The organism is Ruegeria sp. S84 (genome assembly GCF_056583445.1).
The window spans coordinates 1065421-1082073 of sequence record NZ_CM152618.1; the positions used below are offsets into that span (position 1 = coordinate 1065421).

At 57.3% G+C, this 16653-nt stretch carries 18 protein-coding genes; 16 read left to right on the forward strand and 2 right to left on the reverse strand.

Going from position 1 to position 16653, the window contains the following annotated elements; genetic code table 11:
- The first annotated feature begins 60 nt into the window (after nt 1-60).
- Nucleotides 61-1368, forward strand: a complete 1308-nt coding sequence (locus tag AC1DFB_RS05355) for an aminotransferase class I/II-fold pyridoxal phosphate-dependent enzyme (RefSeq protein WP_480922284.1) — start codon at nt 61-63, stop codon at nt 1366-1368.
- A 57-nt stretch (nt 1369-1425) separates the two neighbouring features.
- Here the strand turns inward: AC1DFB_RS05355 and AC1DFB_RS05360 are convergent, their stop codons facing one another.
- Nucleotides 1426-2097, reverse strand: coding sequence for a GntR family transcriptional regulator (locus tag AC1DFB_RS05360; RefSeq protein ID WP_170405336.1), 672 nt, complete (start codon nt 2095-2097; stop codon nt 1426-1428).
- 128 nt (nt 2098-2225) lie between these two features.
- Here AC1DFB_RS05360 and AC1DFB_RS05365 point away from each other — a divergent pair, with 128 nt between their 5' ends.
- The 5 genes from AC1DFB_RS05365 to AC1DFB_RS05385 all read left to right on the forward strand — a co-directional run bounded on the left by AC1DFB_RS05365 (nt 2226) and on the right by AC1DFB_RS05385 (nt 6424).
- The gene (locus AC1DFB_RS05365; protein WP_170421277.1) at nt 2226-3170 is read left to right on the forward strand and encodes a class II glutamine amidotransferase domain-containing protein; all 945 of its coding nucleotides are present in this window, start codon (nt 2226-2228) and stop codon (nt 3168-3170) included.
- Complete coding sequence (locus AC1DFB_RS05370) at nt 3167-3880, forward strand: GltB/FmdC/FwdC-like GXGXG domain-containing protein (protein WP_170405341.1); 714 nt, start codon at nt 3167-3169, stop codon at nt 3878-3880. Before AC1DFB_RS05365 ends, AC1DFB_RS05370 begins: the two co-directional genes overlap by 4 nt.
- Nucleotides 3865-5289, forward strand: coding sequence for an FMN-binding glutamate synthase family protein (locus AC1DFB_RS05375; protein WP_170817684.1), 1425 nt, complete (start codon nt 3865-3867; stop codon nt 5287-5289). The genes AC1DFB_RS05370 and AC1DFB_RS05375 overlap by 16 nt, the downstream gene beginning before the upstream one ends.
- Nucleotides 5286-5984, forward strand: a complete 699-nt coding sequence (locus AC1DFB_RS05380; RefSeq protein ID WP_480922285.1) for a type 1 glutamine amidotransferase — start codon at nt 5286-5288, stop codon at nt 5982-5984. Before AC1DFB_RS05375 ends, AC1DFB_RS05380 begins: the two co-directional genes overlap by 4 nt.
- Before the next feature lie 89 nt (nt 5985-6073).
- Entirely contained in the window at nt 6074-6424 is a 351-nt protein-coding gene (locus AC1DFB_RS05385) for a hypothetical protein (RefSeq protein WP_170735191.1), read from the forward strand.
- On the opposite strand, the gene AC1DFB_RS05390 is transcribed toward AC1DFB_RS05385, so the two are convergent.
- Nucleotides 6421-7560 (reverse strand): FAD-dependent oxidoreductase, encoded by a 1140-nt coding sequence (locus AC1DFB_RS05390; RefSeq protein ID WP_480922286.1) that lies wholly within the window; start codon nt 7558-7560, stop codon nt 6421-6423. The two genes, AC1DFB_RS05385 and AC1DFB_RS05390, sit on opposite strands and share 4 nt — an antisense overlap.
- A 92-nt stretch (nt 7561-7652) precedes the next feature.
- Here AC1DFB_RS05390 and AC1DFB_RS05395 point away from each other — a divergent pair, with 92 nt between their 5' ends.
- From AC1DFB_RS05395 to AC1DFB_RS05440, 10 genes are all read left to right on the forward strand, one after another.
- Nucleotides 7653-8945: a glutamine synthetase family protein gene (locus AC1DFB_RS05395; RefSeq protein ID WP_480922287.1), complete on the forward strand. Its 1293-nt coding sequence runs from the start codon at nt 7653-7655 to the stop codon at nt 8943-8945.
- Nucleotides 8945-9211, forward strand: coding sequence for a EutN/CcmL family microcompartment protein (locus tag AC1DFB_RS05400; protein ID WP_170393276.1), 267 nt, complete (start codon nt 8945-8947; stop codon nt 9209-9211). The genes AC1DFB_RS05395 and AC1DFB_RS05400 overlap by 1 nt, the downstream gene beginning before the upstream one ends.
- A gap of 43 nt (nt 9212-9254) precedes the next feature.
- The gene (locus tag AC1DFB_RS05405) at nt 9255-9563 is read left to right on the forward strand and encodes a BMC domain-containing protein (protein ID WP_170393275.1); all 309 of its coding nucleotides are present in this window, start codon (nt 9255-9257) and stop codon (nt 9561-9563) included.
- Nucleotides 9564-9586: 23 nt separating this feature from the next.
- Complete coding sequence (locus AC1DFB_RS05410; protein ID WP_480922288.1) at nt 9587-10771, forward strand: hypothetical protein; 1185 nt, start codon at nt 9587-9589, stop codon at nt 10769-10771.
- Nucleotides 10771-12150, forward strand: coding sequence for an aldehyde dehydrogenase family protein (locus AC1DFB_RS05415; RefSeq protein ID WP_480922289.1), 1380 nt, complete (start codon nt 10771-10773; stop codon nt 12148-12150). The genes AC1DFB_RS05410 and AC1DFB_RS05415 overlap by 1 nt, the downstream gene beginning before the upstream one ends.
- On the forward strand, nt 12147-12770 hold the full coding sequence (locus tag AC1DFB_RS05420) for a BMC domain-containing protein (protein WP_170393272.1): 624 nt from the start codon (nt 12147-12149) through the stop codon (nt 12768-12770). Before AC1DFB_RS05415 ends, AC1DFB_RS05420 begins: the two co-directional genes overlap by 4 nt.
- Nucleotides 12770-13951: a malate dehydrogenase gene (locus AC1DFB_RS05425; protein ID WP_480922290.1), complete on the forward strand. Its 1182-nt coding sequence runs from the start codon at nt 12770-12772 to the stop codon at nt 13949-13951. Before AC1DFB_RS05420 ends, AC1DFB_RS05425 begins: the two co-directional genes overlap by 1 nt.
- Complete coding sequence (locus tag AC1DFB_RS05430) at nt 13948-14358, forward strand: Rid family hydrolase (RefSeq protein ID WP_170510692.1); 411 nt, start codon at nt 13948-13950, stop codon at nt 14356-14358. Before AC1DFB_RS05425 ends, AC1DFB_RS05430 begins: the two co-directional genes overlap by 4 nt.
- A 96-nt stretch (nt 14359-14454) precedes the next feature.
- Complete coding sequence (locus tag AC1DFB_RS05435; RefSeq protein WP_170393270.1) at nt 14455-15735, forward strand: ABC transporter substrate-binding protein; 1281 nt, start codon at nt 14455-14457, stop codon at nt 15733-15735.
- A gap of 65 nt (nt 15736-15800) precedes the next feature.
- Nucleotides 15801-16652: a branched-chain amino acid ABC transporter permease gene (locus AC1DFB_RS05440; protein WP_170405360.1), complete on the forward strand. Its 852-nt coding sequence runs from the start codon at nt 15801-15803 to the stop codon at nt 16650-16652.
- Nucleotide 16653 lies beyond the last annotated feature (1 nt).

A 16653-nucleotide genomic window follows, 5' to 3' on the forward strand; every position in this document is an offset into this window, starting at 1 on the left:
AATTCTGCTTTGCGGTGTCACGCGAAAGCCGCCAAACTGCAAAAAACAGGAGGAGGACAGATGACACTTGTACAAAGAGATTGGGTGCCTGCCGCAAGCGAAACTCTGATCCAGGACATCGCGACAAAGGCCGCATCGTTGTCGTCTGGCGATCTTCTGGCCCGGATCGAGCATCTGGCGGACGAAAACCGCCGCATTCACGAAAAAGAGTGCTTTAACCTCAACCCGGCGACAAATGTCATGAACCCGAGGGCCGAGGCGCTATTGTCTTCGGGCATTGGATCCAGACCATCGCTGGGATACCCCGGTGACAAATATGAAATGGGACTGGAGGCGATCGAAGAGATCGAAGTTATCGCCGCAGAACTATGTGCCGATGTCTTTGATGCGCAGTTCGCCGAGGTTCGCGTGCCTTCGGGCGCAATTGCCAACCTCTATGGTTTTATGGCGACCTGCAAACCCGGTGATGCGATAATCGCTCCGCCCGCGTCGATTGGTGGCCATGTGACTCACCATTTGGCGGGGTGTGCGGGGCTGTTTGGTCTGCGCACTATTGAGGCCCCCGTCAATGCGGATGGGTATACCGTTGATTTGGAACGCTTGAGGGCATTGGCGGAGACCGAATGCCCCAAGCTAATCACGATAGGCGGTAGTCTGAACCTGTTTGAGCATCCTGTGGCCGAGGTGCGTGCCATAGCAGATGAAATTGGCGCAAAGGTCATGTTCGACGCCGCCCATCAGTGCGGCATCATCGCAGGGCGCGCGTGGTGCAACCCGCTGAAGGAGGGTGCGCATTTCATGACCATGAGTACCTACAAAAGCTTAGGCGGACCGGCCGGGGGTTTGATTGTGTCGAACGATGCAGAAATCGCCCGGTCGTTGGATGCAATTGCTTTCCCCGGTATGACAGCCAACTTTGATGCCGCAAAAACGGCTGCACTTGCCGTCACCATGCTGGATTGGAAAGAGTTCGGCTCAGCCTATGCAGATGAGATGATTGCGATGTCCAAAGCACTTGCTGCCGCGTTGGATGCGCAAGGTGTTCCGGTCTTCGCGGGTGGAGAGGGTTTCACCAATTCTCATCAATTCGCGGTACTGGCAGCGCCGTATGGTGGCGGTCAGACTGCCTCCAAACTGCTTCGTAAATCCGGGTTTCTGGCATGCGGCATCGGATTGCCAGTTGAGCCGGTGGACGGCGACATGAATGGCCTACGGATCGGCACGCCCGAGCTGGTCCGGTGGGGTATGACAGCAGGAGATGCAGAGCGTCTGGCAGAACTGATCCGACGTAGCTTGAGCGGTGAATCCGTTCTATCCGAGGTATCTGGATGGCGCGCTGAGTTCGACAGGCTGCATTTCGTGATTTGAACAAGCTGCGGCCAATCAGGCAAAGGCCCTGACTGGCCGCTCGCTCAGAAACGCGGTTTAACCGTTATCCGCTTCTTTCAGACCTTCGATCTGAAGGTCGAAACCTTCCTGAATGTGGCTGGTGAAAGTTTCCAGTGCTTCGGTGACATCACCCGTCGCAATCGCGTCAACGAGCGTCAGGTGGTTTCCGAGCGATTTGGATATATCAACGTTCTCAATTGCTGAAAACAGATGGAACGCCATCGCTTTGCCCCAGATCATATCGAACATGTCGATAAGAAATTTGTTGCCCGCCTCAACCATGAAGGCACGATGAATGCGTCGGTTTGCGATAAAATAGTCTCGGGTCGTCGGCTGGCTCAGATCTTCTTCGCGACGAATGAGTTCACGCAATCGATCCAGCACCTCTGGTTCTGCGTGTACCGCAAGTATGCGCGCGGCTTGTCCTTCGATCGCGGCACGTGCCTGGTATAGTTGCCGCACCTCGGTCTGGTCCATGCGCGCCAATCGAAATCCGCCGCTGGCGGCCACTTCCAACACGCCTTCAGTCTCCAACCGCATGAGCGCTTCGCGTACAGGCGTCCTGCTGATGTTCAACTCGGCCGCCAGCTTTTCTTGCACCAGCCGATCTTCACCGGTGATCTCGCGACTCATGATGGCTTCGACCAGTTGGTCATAGACCTCGTCCGCCAGGCGTCTGCGTTGTGTTTTGATTTGTTTCAGAGCCACTCGGAGCCTCTCTTTCTGTCCTTCATGAATTCTGTATTCAATAAAACAACTGCTGCCAAGGCGAATGGGGTTGCTATTGTTCGTGTACTGTATACAGTATACAAGAAAGAATGAACAGGGAGCTCTTCATGTGTGGAATTGCTGGTAGAATACTGGCCGCGCCCGGGAAGGTTGGGGCGGATCTTGTTGACCTGATGGATGCGCAGGAACATCGAGGCGCCGACAGCACTGGCTTCGCCGTTTATGGTTTGCCTCGGGAAACGGGGTACGTTTTACGCGGAATGGGATTCGACAAGTCTCAACAGGATGCGGATCTCTCCGCGTTTGAAACGATATTGCGTGAACACGGAAGCAGCTTTCTGTCTGACCCCCAAATCGTAACGGACCAAAGTCGTCACTATTGCTTTCGGATGGAAATTTCAGACCCAAGGAATCTTCAAGCCTGGGTCGCGGACGCGGATGAGCTGACAGACCGCATTGAAGTTCAATCCTGCGGCCGCAGTCTTGAGATCATCAAGGATATTGGTGGTGCCGAAGCCGTGGCAGAAAAGCACGGCGTTCGCGATATGATAGGAACACATGGGCTGGGGCATGCGCGGCTTGCTACAGAAAGTTCGGTATTGCCTAACGCATCGCATCCGTTCTGGGCGCGCCCATTTTCGGATGTCGCGATCGTACATAACGGGCAGATCACCGATTACTTCACCTGGCGCGATAAGCTGACCCGAATGGGTTATCGGTTCTTGACTGAGAATGACAGCGAGTTGATTGCCGTGTGGGTCAGCGACCAAATGAAGGCGGGCCTGACCATGGAGCAGGCGCTAAAGAAGTCCATTACCTCTATCGATGGTGTGTTTACCTACATGATCGCAACGCCAAACGGGATTGGGTTTGCCAAAGACCGATTTGCAATGAAGCCTCTGGTCGTCGTCAACCGCAATGGCGATCTGGCGGCTGCGACCGAAGAACAAGCGGTCCGCCGGGTGATGACCGAGGAATGCGATGTGATCAACTACGACGGCCCGTCGCTGACCGGTATCTGGGGCGTCGGAAACCGGAGTTTGGCGGCATGAATGAGGTGGCTGCAAAGATGGATGAGATCGTCATCGAAGTCGGCAAGCGACATATCCGCGAGGTCAATCGTGAGATAATGGAAGCCTGCACAATGGGTCGGCCGATCCGCGTGGTAGATACGCTGTCTCGTCATAATTTGGGCGTGGGTCTGCCAGACAATGTGGATATCACTTTCGAGGGGTCGGTTGGTTATTACTGCGGCGGTCTCAACACCGGGGCGAAAATCACTATCGAACGCAACTGCGGCTGGGCCGTTGGCGAAGGTATGGCCAAAGGGCACATCACTGTCGGTGGCTATGCCGGTATGTCCTGTGGTGCTGCGATGATCGGCGGCACGATCCATGTCAAAGGCGATGCGGGGCCAAGGGTGGGCGTTGCGATGAAAGGTGGAAACATCGTCGTCGAAGGAAAGATTGGCTATCAGTCCGGCTTCATGGCGCATTCCGGTCGGATCATAGCGCTTGGCGGTGCGGGTGAATCCTGTGCTGATGCGCTTTGGGAAGGTGAGGTCTGGGTAGCTGGCGAGGTCGACAGCCTGGGTGTGGATGTCGACGTGATCGAACCGACTGCTGAAGAAGTGGCCGAGGTTGATGCGATCCTCGACCCGCTCGGGCTTGTCGACAGTTCGCGAAATTGGCGCAAAATGGTTTCGGGCCAGCGTCTTTGGTATTTTGAAAGCAGGGACGCAAGCGCATGGCTCATGATCTGAGTAAACCTTACGAATATCCGTTCGATGTTGCCTCGGAAGAGGAAATCAGGTTCCGCGATGCGGGAGCGATCGACGACCGCCCGGCTGGCGTTCCTTCGTCGTATGATGAAGGAGGTTCGACCCGCTGGACACCCGAGGCTATCTCGGAAGTTCACGCGCTGGCGCAGCTTGGGCGCTATCAGGTACGTGGATACAATACGTTCAACAAGCAATTGCCGACCTTCGATGATCTGACATTCGTTCCAGCAACGATGACCCGCCTGCCGCTGGAAGGTTATCGCGAGAATTGCGATACGACGACCGTTCTGGGTGGAGGGCGCGGCCTTGTGGAGCGCCCACTTGAATTGAAGATCCCGATCTACATCGCTTCAATGTCTTTTGGTGCTTTGTCGGCATCGGCCAAGGCATCGCTGGGTTATGGGGCCTCGAAAGTAGGAACCATGACTTGCACGGGTGAGGGTGGCATGCTGGAAGAGGAGCGCGAAGCCTCCCAACGCCTGCTCTATCAGATGTCACCCGCGCGGTATGGTGTGGATCTGGATCATCTGCGCCGCGCGGATGCCTTGGAACTTGTCGTGGGGCAGGGTGCGAAACCCGGAACCGGGGGTCTGTTGCTGGGTATGAAGGTCAGCCCGCGCGTCAGCCAGATGCGAACTTTGCCCGAAGGCGTGGATCAGCGATCTACGATCCGCCATCCAGATTTTCTCGGCGCTGATGATTTGGCAGTGAAGATTGAAGAATTGCGCATCGCCACCAACTATCAGGTGCCGATCTTCATCAAGATGGGTGCGACACGTCCCCGGTTTGACGTGGCAGTTGCCGCCAAAGCGGGTGCTGATGTTGTAGTAGTTGATGGTGCCGAAGGTGGTACCGGCGCGTCTCCGGAGTTGTTGTTAAACCATACCGGTATCCCGACGATGAGCGCCATTCGCGCTGCGCGTGAAGCATTAGACGAATGCGGCATGACCGGCAAAGTCTCTCTGGTCGCTGCCGGTGGCATTCGGTCCGGTGTGGACGCGGCGAAGTGTCTGGCCCTCGGTGCTGACGCTGTGATGATCGGCAACGCGGCCATGGTTGCGCTAGGGTGCAACAGTCCGCGCTATCTCGAAGATTACGCGGCCTTGGGAACATCCCCAGGTGCCTGCCACCATTGTCACACAGGTCGCTGCCCGGTCGGGATTGCGACGCAGGATGAAAGTCTCGAAGCTCGTATGAACCCGAATGCAGGGGCAGAGCGCATTGCGCGCTATTTGACGGCCATGACCATGGAGATTACAGCGCTTGCGAAAGCCTGCGGAAAGTCCTCGGTACACAATCTGGAAACCGAAGACTTGCGTGCGCTTAGTTTTCAAGCGTCAGCTTTCACTGGGGTGAAAATGGCTGGAATTGACAGGGCTTTTGACTGGTGAAAATCGCAGTTCTTGAGTTGACTAGCCACCCGCTGCCATTGTTGGAGGGAATGCCGCGGACTTCACAGCAGATTCAGGAGTGGATCGCCCCACACCTACCGGAAGCCGAGTTCGTAGTAGTAGGGGTTGTTGATGGAGAACCGCTCCCGGACGAGAGCGATTTCGACGGTGCTATAGTCGGCGGATCTGAATTTGGCGTTTATGATGACACGGATTGGATTCAGCCGCTACGTGCCTTCCTGGACCGTTGTCGAGAAATCCGAATTCCAGTCTTTGGTATCTGTTTCGGACATCAGATCATGGCTGACGTCTATGGTGGTCGGGCCGAGAAAGTCGAGGTAGGCAATGTCGTTGGTGCACGGCCCTTCAACTATGGCGGAGATAGCGTGGATGCATATGTCTGGCATCAGGATCAGGTAACAAGCATTCCGGACTCGGCTCGGGTGACCGGATCAGCGGGCCACTGTCCAGTTGGTGCACTGGATTATGATTTTCCTGCCCGCTCTGTTCAGTTTCATCCCGAATACAAGGCGCATCACTTGCGCGATCTGTTCACCAGAGGTCGAGAGGTGCTTTTGTCAGCTACGGAAGCGGATGATGGGATGTCCTCGGTCAACGCGGCAAATGTGCCCGACGATATTGCAGCGCTTCAAGCAGTAGAGCTTTTTCGCGGTACATACGTCCCTGAGCAATAAGCCTTTGAGCGAACGGCTCTTGATCCTAATCAAGTCCAGCCAAGCCGCACTATGTATACTGTATACGCAATCGATTGGGAGATTTGGCAATGACGGGATACAAGGATTTCTTTGAGAGGATTGCGCGCATTGTGAATGCTCCACGCGAGGGAAGTATCAGCGATCTGGAGCTATCGGATCTCGGTCTTTCCCGTGCTGATCTGGCCATGTTGCGCTCTGGCGCGCCCAACGCGAGAGAGCGTATCCTTTCTATGGCAAGTCAGTTTGGTCTTAGCGAAGATGATCTCAATGCACATCCTGAGCTTAGCCTTGAGCTTGCAGAAAAATGTGGGCATTGCCGTCAGGCGAAAACCTGCCGCGATGCAATTCGATCAGGTAGTCGCCTGCCGCAGGAGAAGTGTCCGAACTCAGGATTTTATCGTACTCTGTCGGACCTTTAACGCCCGCTTGGACTTTCCTTCGGGCTCAGTTTTCTTCGACCAGTGATCTTGAAACGATCAGCCGTTCCGAAGTCCTTCATTCCAACACCTGTGGCAAACTCGGCAAATACCGGCGCGTGTTTGAACAGATGTCCCGAGCAGCCGCCCGCGAACAGAACGTTTTCATGCTCGGGGTGCCAGTCGACAATAAAGTGCGTGTCTGGCGTCAGGATGATCTGGTTGAATTTGGAATCCACGACCCGCTCACCCTCAAGGCCCGGAAGACGATGACGGATGTAGCTGCGAGTGCGTCCCAGCGTTTCCTGTCGGATTAGCCTTTCGTCATTGTCCAGATCGATCTTGTCCGGGATGACGACTGCCGCTTTTACCCCTGAACCCTCGGAGGAGGGCAGCCCGAATGAGCCCTGACCATGATCGATCCAGCAGGGCATTCGGCTCATATCGAACTCCTCGGACCCATCTGGCGTTGAGGTATAGAGGACATTCACACCAACCACCGTCGATATCGGCTTGATCGTCCTGGGGAACATGTCCGCCATCCAGGGGCCGGTTGAGACAATGATAAGATCAGCCTCAAGCGGCTTTCCATCCAGCATTGGGCGCTCTGATCCATCGGTGGTCACGCGACCGCGCTGTACGATCCCGCCCGCTCGACGAAACAGCTCAAGCCCGGTCAGGACGCAGCGATGCGCCATTAACATTCCGGCTTCGGGTTCGAACAGGGCGTATTCGATGTCAGGAACGCGAAACTGCGGAAATCGCGATTCGATGTCCTGCCGCCCGAACTTGTAGTAGGGCACACCAACGCGGTCGAAGGTTTCGGCTGTGGCGTTCTCCCAGTCGCAATGACCGCCTGTTGCAAGAATCAGCGCACCGCATTCATACATCAGGTTCTGGCCGCTCTCGGCTTGCAGTTCCAGCCAGCGCAGGCGGCTTTCGCGGGCCCAACGTGTATAGAACTCATCCCGCCCGGAAATCGCACGGATGACACGGTTGTAATCCGTTGAAGATGCACGGGAATGTCCCGGTTCCCAGCGATCTATCAAAGTCACTGCCTCACCACGTCGTTGCAGTGTAAGCGCCGTCATGACGCCGACGATGCCGCCTCCGACAACGATGACCGAGTTCTTGGACATGATGCAGATTTTCCTTGTTTATCGATTGTCTTTGTGAATACTGTATACAGAATACAACAATTATAAAGCCAAAAAACAGGGAGAGCGCATCAATGAGTTCGGGATTTGATCTGCCCGAAGGCACGCACACCGTCATACTCGGTGTGGGTGACCTCAACGGCATCATGCGCGGCAAGCGCATTCCGGCCAGCCACTGGGACCACGTCTGCAAAAGCGGCAATGCGCTGTCGATTGCATTGATGGCGATCGATATGACGTGCGACGTCTGGGATACGCCTTATGTCAATTTCGACAACGGCTACCCCGATATGCACGTCTTCCCAATGACCCAGCCCGTCGCTGTGCCGTGGGAGCCAGGCGTCGCTGTTTGCTTTGGTCGGGCGGAAGGTATGGATCACAAGCCGGTTCCGATCGACCCTCGACAGGCGCTGGTGCGTCAGGTTGAACGGGCCCGCGAAATGGGGTTCGAGGTCAATGTCGGTACTGAACTTGAATTCTATCTACTAGATCCGGAGACCGGACAGCCGCGCGATAGCGGGATTCAGGTCTACGGTCTGGGCCGTGCTGCGCGGATGGAGCACATCGTTGGACCGATCCGCCAGCAGATCAACGAGTGCGGTATCCCCATCGAGCAATCGAACCCGGAATATGCTGCGGGTCAGATTGAGGTGAATATCCGTTACGGCGAAGCGCTCGCAGCGGCAGATCGTGTCGTCTTGTTCAAGTCGCTGATCCGCCAGCTGGGCATCGCCCACGGCTATCTGGCAACCTTCATGCCAAAACCGTTCTACGATCAGTCCGGCAACGGCTTCCACACACACTACTCGCTTTGGAAAGACGGCAAGAATGTCTTTGCCGATAACGGCAAGATAAACGATACCGGCAAATCCTTCATCGCCGGGCTGCAACAACGCATGTGCGAAACGGCAATCTGTGGCAGTGGCACCGTCAATGGTTATCGACGCCGTCAGCCTTATACTTTCTGCCCGATCAACACGAGCTGGGGTTATGACAACCGGACCGTTGGTATTCGGGTCATTGAAGGATCCGACAGCGCGGTGCGCGTAGAAAAACGTGACGCTGGTGCAGATGCCAATCCCTACCTTCTGCTGGCAGCCGAGATTGCAGCGGGGCTGGACGGGATCGAGCAGGGCCTGGCTCCCTCAGAGCCGACAACTGGCAACGGTTACGAAGAAGGGATCGGCGATCCGATCCCGACCGACTTGCCAACGGCGATCGAACTGGCGCGAGGATCCGAATGGCTTCGCGATCTCATGGGCGAAATGCTGTGGGAGCTGGTTCTGCAACAGGCCGAGCGCGAGCTTGATTTCTTCAATCAACAGGTCACTCCGGTTGAGTTGGACCGTTACCTGAGGACCTTCTGATGCATTTGGGCAAGGTCGCCGGGACCGTCACAGCCACGGCCAAAGACGCAAAACTGGTCGGTACGAAACTGCTGGTGACGGATTTGGTCGATAGCAAAGGCAAGGTGATCGAACCGGCGCGGGTCGCTGTCGACACCTGCGGCGCCGGGGTGGGGGATACGGTTCTGCTGGTCAATGGCTCGGCGGCGCGTATGGCCGCCGGTCTGTCCACCGCGCCCGTCGATCTGGCGATCATCGCGATTGTGGATCGCGTGTCCACGACCTGAACCAAGAACACCAAAAATCTAAATTTCTTTGGAGGAACAAAAAATGGCGAAACCAGTGGCGGGGCAAATGGCCCTGGGCATGATCGAAACGCGCGGACTGGTCGGCGCGATCGAAGCGGCAGATGCGATGGTCAAGGCGGCCAGCGTTTCGATTGTCGGCCAAACCAAGGCTGGCGGAGGCCTAGTCACCACCCTTGTGCGTGGTGAAGTCGGCGCAGTCAAAGCCGCCGCGGATGCCGGTGCGACAGCGGCAAACAAAGTGGGTGAAGTCGTATCCGTCCACGTGATCGCGCGCCCACATGATGAACTTGAGGCCATAATCGACAGCCTTGGTGCTGGCTCTGCGGCTTAATCCGTCTGTCTTGAGGAGACGCTATGTCAGCCGGTTTCGAGGAATTCACACGTGCAGCGACACGTGGCTCAACCCGGGGTGCACCTGAACATCCCAAGCTCGACCGGATATCGGTGTTGGGCGGCGGGGCTGATGCACGCCTGTTGGCCGCTCTTTGTCTTGCCGAAGGGGCTGAAGTCACCTTGTTTTCGGCCTATGGGGCCGAACTGTCGCTGTTGGCCCAGTCCTCGGGCATCTCGCTTCGCGGTGAAGGTCCGGTCGGGACCTATCAAGTCGATCGGGATGGGCCGTCGGTGCGCACAACCGCTGAGCTGGATGCAGCGGTGCGCGATGCACAGGTGATATTCCTGACCGGACCGCTTCACAAACAGCGCACGTATGCGATGGTGCTGGCCGATCACCTCAGCGACGGGCAAATCTTGGTCCTTGCGCCAGGACGATCCCTGGGGGCTGTGGAAACAGCGTGGCTATTGCGGATCGGAGGCTGCGCGGCGGACGTCACGCTGGTCGAGGTTCAGGGTCTGCCATACTGGTTCCGTTCAGAGGGCGCAGCTTTGACGCTTTCGCAGGCAGCACCGATGGCTGCGGCAACCTTGCCGCGCGGTCGGGAAGAAGTTCTGGACGCCGTGTCCGCCTATTTGTCCAACGTTCAGGCGGTCGACTCGGTTTTGTCGTGCGGCTTCAACGATCTGTCGGCCGCAGTCGAGATACCTGCGCTGATCCTCGGCGGTGCCGCAATGGGGACAGGTGGTCCTGACATTCCAATGGGTGGTGTTCCGCTTGAGGATAACCAGACCTTTGCGTCTCTGATTGGTCCGGACCAGACAGAGGTCATTCAGGGGCTTGCAGACGAACGGCGACGCATTGCTGCTGCGTTTGGAGTTCGCAACCTGCCGGAGACAGGGCAGTGGATAGCCACCTTTGCCGGCGCCGAACGTGGCTCGGGCGCGCGTCCGATCCCGGATCAGCAAACGTCGCGCGGTATGATGCGGGATGGCGTGTTGGGCTCGCTTGTACCTTTGGTCTCAGCGGGTGAGCTTGCGGGTATCCCGAGCCCGTTGACGAACAGCCTGATCGCGATGTCCGACCGAATTTTGGGGGCGGATGTGGCTGCCGCCGGACGGCGCCTCGAAGCCATAGGGATTTCAGCGGGCGACGTTGATCAAGCGCGCCGTATCTTTGACACCATCGTCACCGGAGCTTCTTGATGGATGCAGATCTGAAATCAATCGCCGCCGCACGGCGTGCCGCAGATAGCGCTTTCGAGGCTTATCGCGCCTTTTTGGGCACTGACCCGGCGCAGGTAGACGCAATAGTCGACGCCATGGCGCGCGCCATCGAGCCCGAGGCCGAACGGCTGGGGCAAATGGCCGTCGAGGAAACCGGATATGGGAATGTGCCGGATAAGCGCGTCAAGAACCTGTTCAACGCGCTTTCAGTCGCGGATTATCTAAGAGATGTGACAACGCTGGGGTTGCTCTGGCGCGATGATGCGACAAAGATCGCAGCCTTCGGTGAACCGATGGGCGTTGTGGCAGCTCTGATCCCGGTGACGAACCCCACTTCAACGATCATCTACAAAGTGCTTTCTGCGGTGAAGGCAGGCAATGCGATCGTGTGCGCGCCGCATCCGCGTGGCGTGAGTTGTGGCATCGAAACGGTGCGAATTATGGCGCGCGTGGCTGAGCAAATGGGTGCGCCCACGGGTCTAATCCAATGTCTGGATTCCGTGACAATTCAGGGCACAGCCGAGTTGATGAAACACCGCCGTACCTCGGTTGTGATGGCAACCGGTGGTCCTGCCATGGTCAAAGCGGCGTATTCCAGCGGCAAACCCACGCTCGCGGTCGGTGCGGGCAACGTGCCGTGTTACGTACACAAGTCGAAAGCACGCGATCTGGCGGAAGTCGCCGAGATGATCGTGACGTCGAAGTGCTTTGACTACGGGACCGCCTGCGTCAGTGAGCAGGCCGTCGTCGCTGATCCCGAGATCGCACGTGATTTGCGCCACGAGCTTAAATTGAAAGGTGCCTATTTCTGCACACCGGCCGAAGCGGATCGTCTTGCCGGGGTGATCTTCAAAGGCGTGCAGGCCATGGACCCTGAGAAGGTGGGGCAAAGCCCGCAGGCGCTGGCGGATGCTGCCGGTTTTTCCATCCCACCACGCACCCGGTGCCTCGTTTCGGAAGAAACTGAAGTAGGTTGGCAGCGCCCGCTGTCTGCAGAAAAACTGAACCCCGTTTTGGCGTACTACGCGGCGAAATCCACAGACCATGGGATCGAGCTGGCGCAATCCATCGCCAAGTTCGAAGGGTGGGGTCATTCCTCGGTCATCCATTCGGACGACCCTGAGATCGTGGCCCGTTTTGCCACCGTGCCGACGGGTCGGGTACTGGTGAATACACCGGGCATCATGGGCGGTATGGGATATTCGACTGATCTGGAACCATCCTTCATGTTGGGCACCGGCACGTGGTCAGGTTCGATCACTTCGGACAATGTGACAGCCCTGCATCTCATCAACATCAAACGGGTTGCCTACGAAAGCAGGCCCTGGCGCGACATTTACGAGGAGTATGGCGCATGAGCGAGATTACCATCCGGGCGCTGATGCAGATCGACAACCTGCAACCAAAATTCGCCGCCTATAACGGTGCGACGGTGCAAGGGTCGGTGCCCTTGTCCGGGGATACGGTTTTGATCGGAGAGTTTGCGCCGGGTAACGGAGTATTCTCGCTGATCGACCGGGCGCTCAAGGCATCTTCGGTTGAGGCGACAACACAGATGGTCGAGCGCGAGTTCGGGTTCTTTATCCTGCGGTCTCCGTCGAATGCGGAGGTGTCCGCCGCGCGCGATGCGATGCTGGCAGAGCTCGGCGCAACAATGTCTGACCGGTTGAAACCGGCGATCAGTTCCACGCAGATTATCACCAGCGTCGAACCCTATCAGGCGCAACTGCTGAACAAATGGCGCAAAGGGGCTCTGATCGTTCCAGGGCAGACGCTGGGCATCGTCGAATGTGCCCCGGCAGCCTATATCTCGATTGCCGCGAATGAAGCGGAGAAGGCGGCAGAGATCGATATTGTCGAAGTGCGCGCCGTGGGGCGTTTTGGGCGGTTGTTCATTTCCGGGTCGGAAAATTCGGTCAAAACCGCCGTCGAGGCTGCGACCCGCGCCATCGAGGCGGTGGACGGGCAAGCCAACTGATGGCAGCGCCGCGCGTCATAGGTTCCGAAGCGGTCGAGGATGCCCGTCGTCGCGGTCGGATCGTGTTCGAAGTCCTGCCCGACGATATCGTGACGGCCTTGGCGCGCGAAACTGCCGAGCGTGTTGGCATAAAGCTTGTCGACGGACCGCTGGAAAAGCCACAACCAACGCGTACAGACGCTGCTATTTCAATGCAGCGGGTGTTGTATCGCCGCTCGCCAAAATGGGTTGCTCCGGTGCGTGCGAAACACAACGCCCGAAGGCTTGGCAAACTTGCCATGATCGGGGCAGGGGGCGTCGGGGGCAATGTGGCGCATCTGGCGGCGATGCAGGATATCGCGGATGAGATTGCTCTGATCGACATTGCTCCGGGGATGGCGGCTGCAACCGCGTTGGATTTGAATCACACGTCAGGCATCACCGGAGCGCGCGCCCGGTGCGTCGGCGGCGAGTCGTTAGATCTTGTAGCCGGGGCCGAAGTGATTGTGGTGACAGCAGGCCGTGCCCGGCGACCGGGTATGAGCCGCGCGGATCTGATCGATGTGAATGCGCGCGTGATCCGCCAGGCCGCTGAGGCCATACGCTCCGCTGCGCCTGATGCCATCGTCATCGTGGTGACCAATCCGCTTGACGAAATGACCGTAGAAATGCTGCGTGCAACCGGGTTCCCTCGTGAAAGAGTGCTGGGCATGGCCGGTACTCTGGACAGCAGCCGGTTTCGCAACGCCCTTGCTATGGCTGCGGGAGTAGCGCCCGCTGATGTCGAGGCCTTCACGCTCGGAAGCCACGGGGACGAGATGGCGCCAATCCCAAGCCGGGCAAAAATTAAGGGCAGGGCATTGGATGTGTTTTTATCGCCTGATCAGATTGAGGCTTGCGTTCAGGACGCCGTGACCGGCGGTGGGCAGGTAGTTGCCCTGAAGAAATCCGGTTCCGCAACCATAGCACCGGCGCACGCGTCGATCGAGTTGATCGACCATATCCGGGGCGCACGCACCGGCCCGGTTCCGGTCTCGGTCATGTTGCAGGGGGAATATGGCATCGATGGGGTTGTGCTTGGTGTTCCTGCCCATCTGGGGTCTTCCGGGTTGGTCGAAGTCGAGGAGTTGCGGCTGACCGATCAAGAACAAGCAGCCTTGCAGAAAGCGGCGGATGCCATCCGATCGAGGTTAGGCCTGTGACCCTCCGCATCTGGAAGTCAGGCGGGCGGTTCGAAGAAGTTGCGTCTTATTCCCGCGCAAAGCGCATCGGTCCCTTCGTTTGGGTCGCAGGGACCACAGCGATCGAACCCAGCGGGCGTATTCATGCGCCAGGAGATGTGGGAGCCCAGACAAAATACATTCTGTCCCGTATAGAAGAGGCGCTTAAGGCCGTCGGTGCCGAGATGCGCCATGTTGGCCGGGTCCGCGCATATCTGACCGATCTGTCGTGCGCGGGTGAATTCGCGAGCGTTCACGGAGAGGTATTCAAGGATATTGATCCGGTTCTGACAGCCGTTCAAGCCGGGCTGACGCAACCCGGTTTGACGGTGGAAATCGATGTGGATGCGGTAATTCACGACGAAAACGGCGAAATCAGCGGAATCTGAACATGAGTCACCAAGAAAGGATTTGATCGAACTATCGTCTTGTGTACTGTATACAGAATACAAGAAGGACACAATAAGACACAGGGAGCTAATGTGATGATCAAGACAGCGCTACTCAGCGGAACATGTATCGCGCTTGTGGCCTCGGCGGCCGCAGCTGAAATCAAGGTGGGCTTTATTGGATCTCTTTCCTCAGACACCGGTCTGTCGACGCTGCGTGGTGCAGAGATCGCGATTGAAGAGCTTAATGCGAATGGCGGCGTTATGGGGGAACAGATCACGCTGGTGTCCGCCGACACTGGGCAGGACCCGACCGAAGGGGTGCGGGCCTATGAATACTTGGCGGAAACCGAAGAAGTGGATTTCATCATCTCAGGCTCAATCGATGATGTTTCGTTGGGCTGGCTGCCGCGAATGCAGGAATACCGGATTCCGACGCTGGACACGTGGACGTCATATATCGGCATCATCGACATGGTGGTCGAAGATCCCGAAAGCATGGCGCCATATTTCATGAACATCGCCTCAGACGAGGCTCTTGCCACGCTTTATATCAATTTCGGTGCGGATGTTCTGAAGGAAAAGATGGGTTGGGATTCCGTTGTCATTCTGGCTGAGGATACGGCATTTGGCGAAGCGATCACCGGATTGGTGACCGAGGCGCTTGCGCCGGTTGCGGGGATCGAGGTCAAGGACATCATCACCTATGATGTTGCCACCGTTGATTTCGCGCCGATCTTCAGCCGCGCGCAGGATACAGGGGCGGATTTCATCTACCAGGTCTCATCCGTAAATTCTCAGGTGGTCTCGTCGCAATATGTGAAACTGCAGGTGCCCATGGCGATGACAGGCGTGAACGTAGCTGCATTGGGTATGGAATATTGGGAAGACACTGGCGGAGCCGGGGGCGGCATCTCGACCCTGTCACCGATCCCGTCTGTAGGGTTCAAACTTGACCCGGCAAGCCAGACCTTTGTCGACACCTATCAGGCCAAGTATGACAGCCGCCCACTGCTGCCGCATTTCAATGGGTTCAACGCCTATCACGGGCTGAAGCAGGCCATGGCTGCCGCGGAAGAGGCGGGTGGCTTCGACAATGTCGAAGGCTGGGCCGATGCCATGAAGAAGCAGGATCTGGTTCTTGAGATGGATGGTCAGCTTTGGCTGCGCTATGCCTTCTGGGGCGATGATGAGGTCGAGCCTGTGACAGGCCGCACCTATCCCCACAACATTCGCTTTGATCTTTCCGAGCCGTTTGATGATGCGGCCCCGTCAATGGTCGTGGTCCAGTGGTACGAAGACGGCACTGCCGCAGTTGTGTACCCCGAGAAATACGCGACGGGCGAGTTCACGCTGCCCAGCTGGGTAAAGCCATAAACCTGCCCCAACCATAGCATGAAACGGGTGCGCGGCGACGCGCACTCGCAGCCAAGGATCCACACATGTTGCAGATACTGATTCAGGGGCTTTTGCTCAGCGGTCTCTACGCGCTCATCGCTATGGGGTTCACGCTGATCTTCAGCATAGGCCGCGTTCTGAATCTCGCCTATGGCGCCTATCTGATGGTCGGCGGCTACATTTACTTCTGGATATCGCAGTCACTTGGTATGCCAAAACTCATGGGCGTTGCCGTTGCCGCTGTGCTGGGTGTTTTGATGGGAGTTCTGAAGTACCGCCTGATCGTCAAAACGCTCAAAGGGGATCACGTGGCTGTCGAGATTTCGACGTTGATCCTTGCGGTCGTCATTCAGGCCGGGATCGTTTTGGTCTTTGGCGACAGCAGCAAAATCCTTTTGCCAATTGTTCCCGGGGTGATCAACGTAGCCGGCGCTTCGGTCACGTATAATATCTTGATCGCGACACTCATTAGCTGGGCCATTCTGCTGGGGCTCTATGCCTTTGTTCGGCTGACCCATACCGGGCGAGCAATGCAAGCGGTATCAATGGATGCCAAGGGCGCTGCGATTTCCGGGATCGACCCTGATCGCATCAATCTGATCACTTGGGGTATCTCCGGTGCGCTGGGAGCACTCGGTGGTGTCTTCTTCGCCAGCTACACTCAGCTATCGCCATCCATGTGGGTGGCTCCGCTAATCATTTCGGTGGCTGTGGTTATCGTTGGCGGGATAGGCTCGATCCTGGGCACTTTGGTGGTGGCGCATATTGTGGGCTTCCTCGAAGTCATCGTTGTGGCGACGCTTGCACCAGAGTTGCGAGGTGTCTTCACGATGCTGTTGATCATCGGCGTGCTGGTCACGCGACCGCAGGGCCTGTTTGGCCGCGAGGAGCTGTGAC